Origin of the sequence: Serratia sp. P2ACOL2 (genome assembly GCF_003691565.1) — a bacterium.
In the GTDB taxonomy this organism is placed as follows: domain Bacteria; phylum Pseudomonadota; class Gammaproteobacteria; order Enterobacterales; family Enterobacteriaceae; genus Serratia; species Serratia liquefaciens.
The window spans coordinates 1040324-1053024 of record NZ_CP033162.1 but is presented as its reverse complement, the minus strand read 5'-3'; the positions used below and the strand labels follow the sequence as shown (position 1 = coordinate 1053024).

Genomic DNA, 12701 nt, shown 5'->3' with positions numbered 1-12701 from the left:
TTTTATCATCGTCCTTAATTGTTGTTATCGCGGATCTCTTTCCAAATCTGGCCACATTTGGCGTCATAAGCCTGGCCGTTACCGCTATGAACTGCCTGAATGCAGTTTTGATAATCCATCACCCGCACCGTTTCTTTCTCGGCGAACTGTTGATGCTGTTTCTCTTGTTTCAGTACGTTCAGCACTGCCTGGCATGACTGCAACTTTTCCGGTGAGCCCTCCGCGGTGTTGATACAGGCGCTGTAGGCCTGTTTCAATTTGGCATCTTCCGGCGGCGCCGCAGGCTGTACGCAGGCGCTCAACGTGGCTACCGCAGCCAACATCATCATGATTTTTTTCATCGTGTTATTCCCGTTAAATGACCCCGGCGCTGCCGCCGGGGAATATACCCGCCATCTTTCAAGCCGCAGCGTTGTTATCTGCACCAGCTGCAACTCGCAAGCTCTAGGTATGTTTAGAAAATGGTGAATGGCGCGATAACCATGAATTTGACGTCTTTCTCGTCCTGGAAGATGTTGCCGTAACCCCCGCCCCAGCTTGGGATATTGGTGTGGTTGTCGTATTGGGTGTAATGCAGTTTCAGCAGCGTGCCTTTGGCGCGGCCTTCCTGAATGGTATACATGGCGTCCAGGCTCCAGGCGCTCTCTTTCAGACGCTGGCTCTGATCGTACATAGGGTTGGTGCTCGGTTTGGCGTCCCAGGCGTAAACGTAAGAACCGCCCACCGCCATGCCCGGCAGGTTCCAGTTGCTCAGGTCGTACATCACCCCGGCATAAACCGCTTTTTCGCCGTTGGCGTTAAAGTCGGAACGGTTATCCCACCACACGTCGAGGCGGCCGTTGGAAGAAGCATAGGTTGGCGTCATGCGCTGCAGGAAGTAGCCCTGGTTGCCTTCGGCCTTGACCATGGTCCCTTCCAGGCGCCAGTTGAACTGGCCAGTGGTGTAACCAAAGGTCAGCGCCTGCAGCCAGGCCAGGCCGTCGTAAATACTGTTCGGGTCGTTCTTGTCGTTAATGCGGTCTTCAGTGCCATAGAATTGGTAACTGGTGGTCAGCGGGTTGCCTACCAGATCGAATTTATAAGACGCCTTGGTGAAGTACTGATTCACATAGCCCTGGGCTTGGCCGAATGCCGCCTCCAGCACCAAATCGTTTTTGAAGTCGTATTTGGCACCCAGCGAGTGCAGATAGGAGACACCGGTTTTTTTATCGTTCTGGCGGAAGTCGTCCATCTCGATATGCCATGGCGCTTTATATTTATTGGTCCACATATAAGAGAAGCTCAACTCACCGGCATCGCCGTAGTCAAACTTGGCACCGGCCTCTGCACCCTGATAGGTGCCGGGCATAAAGCTCCAATGCGGCGCCAACAGAGTTTGGCCGCTTGGCTGGATATAACCGCCACGTGCCCAGACGGGGCCATATTTGAATTTACCGGCGGCTTTATACAGGCTGATGCCGCCTTTGTCGCCGGAGTAGTCTTCATCGTAGGTACGGTTTTTGGAAGAGAACGCGATTTCATTCGGGTGGCCGCTGGCGCTGGATTCAGCCAGCTCGATGGCGGTAAAGGCGCCGACGTCCAGGCCGAACATGTCCCAGGCATAGCCCGAGGCAAAATCCAGGCTCAGGTTGGCCGTCGAATGCGACAAGTTGGTGGTGTATTTATTATAATCGTCACTGGTCGGATTGAGATCTTTACGGTCACGCTCACGTTGCCAGTAATATACGCCGCCGGTCATCGTGGAATCATCGATAAATCCTGCGGCTTTCGCCTCAGGGGCCATGGCAAACCCTGTTCCCAACAGCGCACCCGCGACTGCGAGCGCCAGCGTTTTACGCTGAGCACCGTGCGTACCCATAATGAAATTCCTCTTTGACTTAACTTTAAAAGTTGCAGCCGCCCGTGTTCACCACTGCCCTGCACGACTGCCAATAAAAACCCAATCGGGTAAAAAATATTGCTGACAGGGCTAAAACCCCACAGCACTTATTGCTACAGACAGACTATTTTTCGCGACGCGAATTATCAAATGAAATATCAGAGAGATTTGTCAAAGTATGACAAAGAGCACATATCGATGAGATTTTGTTACGCGGCTATGCAAGGAGAGTGTCGAATAAAAAATTCAATAAAATCAGAATAAATAATGATATGAGGTCAATATAAGACGATTAATGGTTTCAGCAGAATCAAAAAAGTCAGCCAGAGGAAAAAATATGAGAGCGCTCTCTAGATGACATTAATTCGCATCACGAATATATAAGACAATGTTATATGAGTGATGATTTATATCAAGAAATTACGGATACAACGGCCAGAGAAAAATTTAAACATTGATTGAGCGAACTACATCGCAACAGGAAAGGTAAATAACGGCGACAGACATAAAAAAAGCGCAACCGAAGTTGCGCTCTTATTGCGTTAACCACTTATCACTCAGGCACCGATTTTAGCCCAGGTGTCGCGCAAACCAACGGTGCGGTTAAACACCAGATGCTCTGCCGAGGAGTAACGATTATCGGCGCAGAAATAGCCCTCACGCTCGAACTGATAGGCTTTTTCCGGCTGTGCAGTTGCCAGGCTTGGCTCCACAAAGCCGTGCTTGATTACCAGCGACTCAGGGTTAATGGTGGCAAGGAAGTCCTCTGCCGCTGCCGGATTTGGCACGTTGAACAGACGATCGTACACGCGAATTTCCGCCGGCAACGCGTGCTCGGCAGACACCCAGTGGATCACGCCTTTCACCTTACGGCCATCGGCAGGATCCTTGCTCAAGGTATCCGGATCGTAGCTGCAGAAGATAGTGGTGATCTCGCCTTCAGCGTCTTTCTCCACGCGTTCCGCTTTGATCACGTAGGCATTACGCAAACGCACTTCTTTCCCCAGCACCAGACGCTTGTATTGCTTGTTGGCTTCTTCGCGGAAGTCAGCACGGTCGATATAAACCTCGCGGCTGAACGGCACTTCACGGCTGCCCATTTCCGGCTTGTTCGGGTGATTAGGCATCGTCACCATTTCCACGCCGGAAGTCATATTTTCAATGACAATCTTAACCGGATCCAGCACCGCCATCGCACGCGGTGCGTTGTCGTTCAGCTCTTCACGAATGCAAGCTTCGAGCGCCACCATTTCAACGTTGTTATCCTGCTTGGTCACGCCGATACGCTGGCAGAATTCGCGGATGGATGCGGCGGTATAGCCACGACGACGCAGGCCGGAAACGGTCGGCATACGCGGGTCATCCCAGCCTTCAACGATTTTCTCGGTCACCAACTGATTCAGCTTGCGCTTAGACATGATGGCGTATTCGAGATTAAGGCGTGAGAATTCGTACTGACGCGGATGACAAGGGATGGTGATGTTGTCCAACACCCAGTCATACAGGCGACGGTTGTCCTGGAATTCCAGCGTACACAGCGAATGGGTGATCCCTTCCAGCGCATCGGAAATGCAGTGGGTGAAATCGTACATCGGGTAGATGCACCATTTGTTGCCGGTCTGGTGGTGTTCCGCGAACTTGATGCGGTACAGCACAGGATCGCGCATCACGATAAACGGTGACGCCATGTCGATCTTGGCACGCAGGCAGGCGCTACCTTCGGCAAATTCGCCGTTGCGCATTTTTTCGAACAGCGCCAGGTTTTCTTCCACGCTGCGACCGCGGTACGGGCTGTCTTTGCCCGGCGAGGTCAGGCTGCCGCGATATTCGCGGATTTGCTCAGGCGACAGCTCGTCGACGTAGGCCAGCCCTTTGTTAATCAGCTCTACCGCATAGTGGTGCAACTGATCGAAGTAATCTGAGGAGTAACGGACGTTGCCGCTCCACTCAAAGCCCAGCCACTCCACGTCGTGTTTGATCGACTCAACGAACTCGATATCTTCTTTTACCGGGTTGGTGTCATCGAAACGCAGGTTGCACTGGCCCTGGTAATCTTTGGCGATGCCAAAGTTCAGGCAAATGGATTTAGCATGGCCGATATGCAGATAACCATTCGGCTCCGGCGGGAAACGGGTATGTACCGACGTATGTTTCCCTGAAGCCAGATCTTCATCGACGATCTGACGGATAAAATTGGTTGGGCGGGCTTCAGCCTCACTCATTTCACTATTCCTCAATGCAAAGCGCTACACATAACCGCCTATGATCCAACAAGCCACGCCCGGAAACAACCGTTTGTTTCACGAAAAATGCGGGGCGTTGCACCACGACAGATCGCCGCACCACAACGGGGCAGCTTTCGTCACCTATCGCCAATAAAAAAGCGGGAAGAGATTGCTCTCTTCCCGCCAAAGGTAGGGTGCGTTCCGTCATGACTCGTTAAACACCCCGGGTACTACTCAGGTAAATCGGTTTACTTTTGGATCTCGAACAGTTTGGTCTGGCCTGCGACCACAGAACCGGTCGCCAGCGCCGACAGGCCGGCGTAATCGTCAGCGTTGCTGACCACTACCGGGCTTATCATCGAGCGTGCGTTGGCGTTCAGGAAGTCCAGATCCAGTTCAAGGATTGGCTGGCCGGCTTTCACCTCAGCGCCCTCTTCAACCAGACGCTTGAAGCCCTGACCGTTCAATGCCACGGTGTCGATACCCATGTGCACCACAATCTCCGCACCCTTGTCGGTTTCCAGGCAGAAGGCGTGGTTGGTGTTGAAGATTTTCACGATGGTGCCGTCAGCTGGCGCCACGACGGTTTTATCCGTTGGGCGAATCGCCAGACCGTCACCTACCGCTTTGCTGGCAAAGGCTTCATCAGGAACCTGATCCAGCGCCACTACTTCACCGGTGACCGGAGCCACCAGCGACTCGAAGGCCACTTTCACCGCATTAGGCACCGCCTGTGCTTTTACTGCGGTCACACCGGCTGCCGGTGCCACTTCTGCCGCAGGAACCGGACCGGCTGCGATAACCGCACGCATACCGTCGGCAATGGCTTCCGCTTTAGAGCCCACGATGACCTGAACGGTTTGCTTGTTCAGTTTCACCACGCCGGAGGCACCCAGGCGTTTGCAGCTTGCATCAAGCACTTTCGAAGAATCTTTCACGCTCAGACGCAGACGGGTGATGCAAGCATCAATGCCGGTCAGGTTGTCTGAACCGCCGATGGCACCGATATAGCTGCGAGACAGCGCGCGCAAGCCTTCGTCGGTGTTGCTGTTGGCTTCCGGTGCAACGATATCGTCAGACGCATCTTCACGACCCGGAGTTTTCAAGTTGAATGCACGGATAATGATGGAGAACAGTACGAAGTACACCGCGAAGGCGACCAGACCCATCACGACCAGCATCCAGACGTTTTTACTGGCGGCCGGCAGGTTGTACATCAACACATAGTCGATGGCGCCTGCAGAGAAGGAGAAGCCGGCGTGAATGCCCAGCAGGGTGGCTACAAACAGGCTGATACCGGTCAAAATGGCATGGACCAGATACAGCAGCGGAGCCAGGAACATGAACAGGAATTCAAGCGGCTCAGTCACACCGGTCAGGAACGCGGTCAGTGCCACAGACAGCAACATACCGCCAACCATTGGGCGACGCTCTTTCGGCGCGGCGAAATACATGGCCAGTGCCGCACCCGGCAAACCGAACATCATGATTGGGAAGAAGCCGGACATGAACATCCCGGCAGTGCCGTCGCCCGCGTAGAAGCGGTTGATGTCACCGTGGAAGATGGTGCCCGCGGCATTGGTGAATTCACCAATCTGGAACCAGGCGATGGTGTTCAATACCTGATGCAAGCCGGTTGGGATCAGCAGACGGTTAACGAAACCGAAGATGCCGGAACCCACAGCGCCCATGGACACAATCCATTCACCGCCGGCGTGGATGGCATTCTGAACCGGTGGCCAGATATAACCAAAGATCGCCGCAAGGATTAAACAGAAAAAGCCGGTTGCGATAGGAACGAAGCGTTTACCGCCGAAGAAGGAAAGAAACTCAGGCAGTTTGATGCCGGACCAGCGGTTATAAACCGCCCCGCCCACCAGACCGGTAATAATACCGGCCAGCACGCCCATATTGATCGCCGGGTTGATGGTGACCATCGCTTTGGTCAGGATGAAGTAACCTACCGCACCCGCCAGTGCCGCTGAACCAGCATTGTCTTTCGACCAGGTTGCTGCCACACCGATAGCGAAGATCAACGCCAAATTATCAAAGATTGATCCACCGGCCTGTGCGATGAACGAAATATTGAGTAAGTCGGGCTGGCCGAAGCGGAGCAAAAGCGCCGCCACGGGCAGTACTGCGATTGGCAGTTGCAACGACCTGCCCAATCTTTGGAAAAAGCCGAGTATGTTCACCTTAATATTCCCCCTAATGCCCTTTTATGGGCTTTATCATATTTTACGCTAGCGCCATCACACACTGCGATTAACTCTGGACGAACGACAACAAAGTGGAGTGTAAAAAAATTATTTCGTATCGCAAATTAAAACCTCCTTTTTTGTGATTTATATCACCAAAAAGCAGTCTTAAGCTGCCACATTGCTAGCCATCACACAAAACTTATTTTATCATTAAAAAAATCATCGAACCTGACGCATCACGTGAGAATCATAAACCTGGGTTAGGCTTAAGACTCTCGTTCAGGCACGAACCAGTATAGCTTTAGTTTACTTACCCCAAGAGGTGTTAGATGAGACTTATCCCACTGAAAGATACTGCACAAGTCGGCAAATGGGCCGCACGCCATATCGTCCAGCGCATCAACGCATTCAAGCCTACTGCGGAGCGTCCGTTTGTGCTCGGCCTGCCAACCGGCGGCACTCCGCTGGAAGCGTACAAACATCTGATTGCGATGCACAAAGCAGGTGAAGTAAGCTTTAAGCATGTGGTGACTTTCAACATGGATGAATACGTTGGCCTGCCGCAGGAACACCCGGAAAGCTATCATACCTTCATGTACCGTAATTTCTTTGATCACGTTGATATCCCACGCGAAAATATCAACCTGCTGAATGGTAATGCACCGGACGTTGATGCCGAGTGCCGCCAGTACGAAGCGAAAATCAAATCCTACGGCAAGATCAACCTGTTCATGGGTGGCGTTGGCATCGACGGTCATATCGCGTTTAACGAGCCGGCTTCATCTCTGGCCTCGCGCACTCGCATCAAAACCCTGACCGAAGATACCCGCATCGCCAACTCCCGCTTCTTTGGCGGCGACGTTAGCCTGGTACCGAAGTTTGCACTGACCGTAGGCGTGGGCACGCTGCTCGACGCTGAGGAAGTGATGATTCTGGTGACCGGCCACGCCAAGGCTCAGGCGCTGGAAGCCGCTGTGGAAGGCAACATCAACCACATGTGGACCATCAGTTGCCTGCAGTTGCATGCCAAAGCCGTTGTGGTGTGCGATGAGCCATCCACCATGGAGCTGAAAGTCAAAACCGTTAAGTATTTCCGCGAATTAGAAGCGGAAAGCGTGAAGAGTCTTTAATTCCTGCAGGGGGCTACGATGTTCGCTTTAACCCACGGCCGTATTTTTACCGGCCACGACGTACTTGACGACCATGCAGTGGTAATCGCTGATGGGCTGATTGAACGAGTTTGCCCGCTGGCTGAACTGCCGGCCGGCATTGAAACGCGCGATCTGGGTGGCGCTATCCTGGCCCCCGGTTTGATCGACGTGCAGCTTAACGGTTGCGGCGGCGTGCAATTTAACGATTCGCTGGACGCCATTTCGGAAGAGACGCTGGAAATTATGCAGCGTGCCAACGAAAAATCCGGCTGCACCAGCTATCTGCCGACGCTGATCACCAGCAGCGACGAATTTATGAAGCACAGCATCGAAGTGATGCGCGCTTATCTGAAAAAACACCAGAATCAGGCGTTGGGTCTGCACCTTGAAGGGCCGTACCTTAGCCCGTTGAAAAAAGGCACCCATAACCCGGCGTTTATCCGCAAGCCGACCAGCGAGATGATCGACTACCTGTGCGCGAATGCCGATGTGATCACCAAGGTGACGCTGGCGCCGGAAATGGTAGAGCCACACTTTATCAAGCAACTGACCGACGCCGGCATCGTGGTGTCCGCCGGTCACTCGAATGCGACTTACGAACAGGCCCGCACCGGTTTTGCTGCCGGCATCACTTTCGCCACGCACCTGTATAACGCCATGCCGTATATCACCGGGCGCGAACCGGGGCTGATGGGGGCAATTTTCGACACGCCTGAAGTCTACACCGGCATTATCGCCGACGGCCATCACGTGGCCTGGGCGAGTATCCGTAACGCCAAACGCATGAAAGGTGATAAATTGGTGCTGGTCACCGACGCCACCGCCCCGGCGGGTGCCGATATTGACCAATTTATTTTTGCCGGTAAAACAATATACTATCGCGATGGGTTGTGCGTGGACGAGAACGGCACCCTGAGCGGCTCTGCGCTGACCATGATTGACGCGTTGAAAAACAGCGTTGAACACGTTGGCATCGCGTTGGATGAAGCGCTGCGTATGGCGACACTCTATCCGGCGCGTGCTATCGGCGTGGACGATCGTTTAGGCACGATCGAAGCCGGTAAGGTGGCAAACCTGACCGCGTTTACCCGCGACTTTAGCATCACCAAAACGCTCGTTAACGGTAACGAGGTTTAACTAACATATATACCCAAAATAATTCGAGTCGCAGGTAGGCGGCAACTGAACGAACCTCAATGAGCATACACTGGTATGTGATTTGAGTGAGTAAAGGCGGCCAACACCCCTGCGACTTGAAGTATGAAGGGTAGACAGCGAGTAAAATTATTGATGAGTACTGGCGGACAGGCACAGATAGGGAACGTTGACTTAGTCAAACAACTCAACGGCGCGGCAGTTTACCGCCTGATCGACCAGCAGGGTCCGATCTCGCGCATTCAAATAGCCGAACTGAGCCAGCTAGCGCCCGCCAGCGTCACTAAAATTACTCGCCAGCTGTTGGAGCGCGGGCTGATCAAAGAAGTCGATCAGCAAGCCTCCACCGGCGGCCGCCGCGCCATTTCCATTGTCTCCGAAACCCGGCATTTCCACACCGTGGCCGTTCGCCTCGGGCGTCATGATGCCACCATCACCCTGTACGACATGAGCGGAAAATCGCTCGGTGAAGAGCACTATCCGCTGCCGGAAAGGACCCAGGAAACACTGGAAAATGCGTTGTTCACCGCCATTGCGCAATTCATCGAAGACTACCAGCGCAAGCTGCGCGAACTGATCGCCATCGCGGTGATCCTGCCAGGTCTGGTTGACCCGGCGCTCGGAGTGGTGCGCTATATGCCGCACATCAGCGTCAGCAACTGGCCGCTGGTAGACAACCTGCAGCAACGTTTTAACGTCACCAGCTTTGTCGGCCATGACATCCGCAGCCTGGCTTTGGCCGAGCACTATTTTGGCGCCACCCGCGACTGCGAAGACTCCATTCTGGTGCGTCTGCACCGCGGCACCGGTGCCGGCATTATCGTCAACGGTCAGATTTTCCTGGGTAATAACGGCAACGTCGGCGAAATCGGCCATATTCAGATCGACCCGCTGGGCGAACGCTGCCACTGCGGCAACTTCGGCTGTCTGGAAACCGTCGCCGCTAACGCCGCGATTGAACACCGCGTGCGCCAGTTACTGACTCAGGGCTACCCGAGCAAGCTGACACTCGACGACTGCAGCATCTCCGCCATCTGCAAGGCCGCCAACCGCGGGGATCTGCTGGCCAGCGAAGTGATCGAACACGTCGGCCGCTACCTCGGCAAAGCCGTGGCCATTGCCATTAACCTGTTTAATCCGCAGAAAGTGGTGATCGCCGGTGAAATTACCGAGGCGGAAAAAGTGCTGCTGCCGGCGATCCAAAGCTGCATCAATACTCAGGTGCTGAAGGACTTCCGCAAGAACCTGCCGGTGGTGACCTCCGAACTCAATCATCGCTCGGCGATCGGGGCTTTCGCCCTGGCCAAGCGAGCAATGCTCAACGGCGTGCTATTGCAGCGATTGCTGGAAAGCTGATCCGCCGCCTAAGGCAGGTGTGTTATCTTCGCGTTTTGCCTGCCGCCAATCATGAGAAACAGCAACAATGACAATCAAAAACGTTATATGTGATATCGACGGCGTGCTGCTGCATGACAACACGCCAGTTCCCGGCGCCGATCTTTTCCTGGCGCGGATTCAGGAACAGGGCATGCCGCTGGTGGTGCTGACCAACTACCCGTCGCAGACTGCGCAGGATCTGGCGAACCGCTTCTCCGCCGCCGGGCTTGAAGTCCCGGAAAGCGCGTTTTATACCTCCGCCATGGCCACCGCCGATTTCCTGCGCCGTCAGGAAGGCAAAAAGGCCTACGTGGTGGGCGAAGGCGCGCTGATCCATGAATTGTATAAAGCCGGTTTCACCATTACCGACATCAACCCGGACTTCGTGATTGTCGGGGAAACCCGCTCCTACAACTGGGACATGATGCATAAGGCCGCCTACTTCGTGAATAACGGTGCGCGCTTTATCGCGACCAACCCGGATACTCACGGCCATGGCTTTGTGCCTGCCTGCGGCGCGCTGTGCGCCCCGATCGAGAAAATCACCGGCCGCAAGCCGTTTTACGTCGGCAAACCAAGCCCGTGGATCATCCGCGCCGCGCTCAACAAAATGCAGGCGCATTCGGAAGAAACGGTGATCGTCGGCGACAACCTGCGTACCGATATCCTGGCGGGCTTCCAGGCCGGTCTGGAAACCGTGCTGGTGTTGTCCGGCGTCTCGACGTTGAACGACGTGGAAACCATGCCGTTCCGCCCGAGCTACATCTTCCCTTCCGTTGCCGATATCAATATTTTCTAATCGCTGAGGTGGCCATCGCGGCCACCCCAGATTGTTGACAAAGGGGGATAAAAGCGTGGTTTTTCCCCCTTTGTGTCATTCAGCCGAAAATCAATAAATTGATTTTCCTGATTTATTTTCAAAACTTTTAGCGACTGCTGACAAACATTATATGTTTGTCAGCAGTCTCAGGTGGCCATCACGGCTACCTTATTTTCGTCCCAATTTGAATTTAATTTATTATTGTCGCGAAAAGGTTTCACCCCGCCCTCGTTAAAAATCCGCACTATGTATTTACGCCCCGCCAATAATCCCTATTGACGGCGTGTGGAATTAATCTTACCTAAAATAACGAGGTTACTATGAGCTCCGATAACATTATCAATGCACAAGCTGCAGATGACGCAGCCGCCATGCCGGATATGTCGAATAAAAAAATCATGATGGGTTTTTGGCACAACTGGGCCGCCGGCGCCAGTGACGGTTATCAGCAGGGCCAATTCGCCAATATGAACCTGACCGACATCCCGGCCGAATATAACGTGGTGGCCGTAGCCTTTATGAAGGGCGTGGGTATCCCAACCTTCAAACCTTACAACCTGTCCGATGCCGAGTTCCGTCGCCAGGTCGGCGTATTGAACAGCCAGGGCCGCGCGGTACTGATTTCTCTGGGCGGCGCCGACGCGCATATCGAATTGAAAACCGGCGATGAAGACAAACTGAGCAATGAAATTATCCGTCTGGTGGAAACCTACGGTTTTGACGGTCTGGATATCGATCTGGAACAGGCGGCTATCGGTGCAGCCAATAATAAAACCGTTTTGCCTGCCGCACTGAAAAAAGTAAAAGCGCATTATGCCGCCGAAGGTAAAAACTTTATTGTCAGCATGGCGCCAGAATTCCCCTATTTGCGGACTAATGGGACTTACCTGGATTATATTACCGCTCTCGAAGGGTTTTATGACTTTATTGCACCGCAATATTATAACCAGGGCGGTGACGGTATTTGGGTCGATGAAGCCAATGGCGGCAAAGGCGCCTGGATCACCCAGAATAACGACGCGATGAAAGAAGACTTTCTGTATTACCTGACCGAAAGCCTGGTTACCGGCACCCGCGGCTACACCAAAATCCCGGCATCCAAATTTGTGATCGGTTTACCTACCAACAATGATGCCGCCGCCACCGGTTATGTGGTCGACAAACAGGCGGTCTATAACGCTTTCGCGCGCCTTGACGCCAAAAGCTTGTCGATCAAGGGCCTGATGACCTGGTCGGTGAACTGGGACAATGGCAAGAGTAAGGCTGGCGTGGCCTATAACTGGGAATTCAAAACTCGTTATGCCGCGCTGATCCAGGGAGGAGTCACCCCGCCGCCGGGAAAGCCTGAAGCGCCTACCGCGCTGAACGCCAGCGCGATTACCGCAACGTCGCTGACGTTGAACTGGGCTGCGGCAAGCAGCGTCAAACCGATTAGCCACTATACGGTTTACCGTAACGGCAGCGCCATTGGCCAAACCGGTGGCCTGTCGCTGCAGGACAGCGGCCTGACGGCAGCCACTCAGTACAGCTATTTTGTCACCGCCACCGACAACCAAGGCAATACGTCGCTGCCAAGCAGTGCGCTGGCAGTTAAAACCTCGGACGGCGGTACGCCTCCCGATCCGGGCGTGGCCGAGTGGCAGAACAACCACAGCTATAAGGCCGGTGACGTGGTGACGTATAAAGGCAAGAAATACACCTGCCTGCAGGCGCACACCTCTAATGCGGGATGGACGCCGGATGCGGCCTTCACCCTTTGGCAGTTGATCGCCTGATAGTCGGCAATGAGTTGCCGGTAAAATTACCCGGCAACTCATCCATTGATTGAAAAAATGAATATTCATCAATTTTTATATCATTTAACTGAACATCCGCTAATTTTAGACCTCCCCC

9 protein-coding genes are annotated in these 12701 nt (G+C 53.7%); 5 read left to right on the top strand and 4 right to left on the bottom strand.

Annotated features, from left to right (window positions below; genetic code table 11):
- Positions 1–14 precede the first annotated feature (14 nt).
- The 4 genes from chiQ to nagE all read right to left on the bottom strand — a co-directional run bounded on the left by chiQ (position 15) and on the right by nagE (position 6299).
- Positions 15–341: a ChiQ/YbfN family lipoprotein gene (gene chiQ / locus EBA31_RS05000; RefSeq protein WP_020825644.1), complete on the bottom strand. Its 327-nt coding sequence runs from the start codon at positions 339–341 to the stop codon at positions 15–17.
- A gap of 113 nt (positions 342–454) precedes the next feature.
- A complete protein-coding gene (locus EBA31_RS04995; protein WP_020825643.1) occupies positions 455–1858 on the bottom strand; it encodes an OprD family outer membrane porin in 1404 nt (467 codons plus the stop codon).
- Between the two features lie 578 nt (positions 1859–2436).
- Positions 2437–4101: a glutamine--tRNA ligase gene (gene glnS / locus EBA31_RS04990; protein ID WP_046374279.1), complete on the bottom strand. Its 1665-nt coding sequence runs from the start codon at positions 4099–4101 to the stop codon at positions 2437–2439.
- A gap of 251 nt (positions 4102–4352) precedes the next feature.
- The gene (gene nagE / locus EBA31_RS04985) at positions 4353–6299 is read right to left on the bottom strand and encodes a PTS N-acetyl glucosamine transporter subunit IIABC (RefSeq protein WP_041414298.1); all 1947 of its coding nucleotides are present in this window, start codon (positions 6297–6299) and stop codon (positions 4353–4355) included.
- 335 nt (positions 6300–6634) lie between these two features.
- Here nagE and nagB point away from each other — a divergent pair, with 335 nt between their 5' ends.
- The 5 genes from nagB (at position 6635) to EBA31_RS04960 (ending at position 12583) form a co-directional block, all read left to right on the top strand.
- Positions 6635–7435, top strand: coding sequence for a glucosamine-6-phosphate deaminase (gene nagB, locus EBA31_RS04980; RefSeq protein WP_020825640.1), 801 nt, complete (start codon positions 6635–6637; stop codon positions 7433–7435).
- Between the two features lie 18 nt (positions 7436–7453).
- Complete coding sequence (gene nagA / locus EBA31_RS04975; protein WP_020825639.1) at positions 7454–8593, top strand: N-acetylglucosamine-6-phosphate deacetylase; 1140 nt, start codon at positions 7454–7456, stop codon at positions 8591–8593.
- A 153-nt stretch (positions 8594–8746) separates the two neighbouring features.
- Positions 8747–9967 (top strand): N-acetylglucosamine repressor, encoded by a 1221-nt coding sequence (locus EBA31_RS04970; RefSeq protein WP_020825638.1) that lies wholly within the window; start codon positions 8747–8749, stop codon positions 9965–9967.
- Positions 9968–10034: 67 nt separating this feature from the next.
- Positions 10035–10787: an HAD-IIA family hydrolase gene (locus EBA31_RS04965; protein ID WP_020825637.1), complete on the top strand. Its 753-nt coding sequence runs from the start codon at positions 10035–10037 to the stop codon at positions 10785–10787.
- Between the two features lie 341 nt (positions 10788–11128).
- Complete coding sequence (locus EBA31_RS04960; protein ID WP_020825636.1) at positions 11129–12583, top strand: glycosyl hydrolase family 18 protein; 1455 nt, start codon at positions 11129–11131, stop codon at positions 12581–12583.
- The last annotated feature ends 118 nt before the right edge of the window (positions 12584–12701 follow it).

Excerpts from the sequence above, each read along its gene's own strand:
- chiQ (WP_020825644.1), bottom strand. The coding sequence starts at position 341 with ATGAAAAAAATCATGATGATGTTGGCTGCGGTAGCCACGTTGAGCGCC.
- EBA31_RS04995 (WP_020825643.1), bottom strand. The coding sequence starts at position 1,858 with ATGGGTACGCACGGTGCTCAGCGTAAAACGCTGGCGCTCGCAGTCGCG.
- glnS (WP_046374279.1), bottom strand. The coding sequence starts at position 4,101 with ATGAGTGAGGCTGAAGCCCGCCCAACCAATTTTATCCGTCAGATCGTC.
- nagB (WP_020825640.1), top strand. The coding sequence starts at position 6,635 with ATGAGACTTATCCCACTGAAAGATACTGCACAAGTCGGCAAATGGGCC.
- nagA (WP_020825639.1), top strand. The coding sequence starts at position 7,454 with ATGTTCGCTTTAACCCACGGCCGTATTTTTACCGGCCACGACGTACTT.
- EBA31_RS04970 (WP_020825638.1), top strand. The coding sequence starts at position 8,747 with ATGAGTACTGGCGGACAGGCACAGATAGGGAACGTTGACTTAGTCAAA.
- EBA31_RS04965 (WP_020825637.1), top strand. The coding sequence starts at position 10,035 with ATGACAATCAAAAACGTTATATGTGATATCGACGGCGTGCTGCTGCAT.
- EBA31_RS04960 (WP_020825636.1), top strand. The coding sequence starts at position 11,129 with ATGAGCTCCGATAACATTATCAATGCACAAGCTGCAGATGACGCAGCC.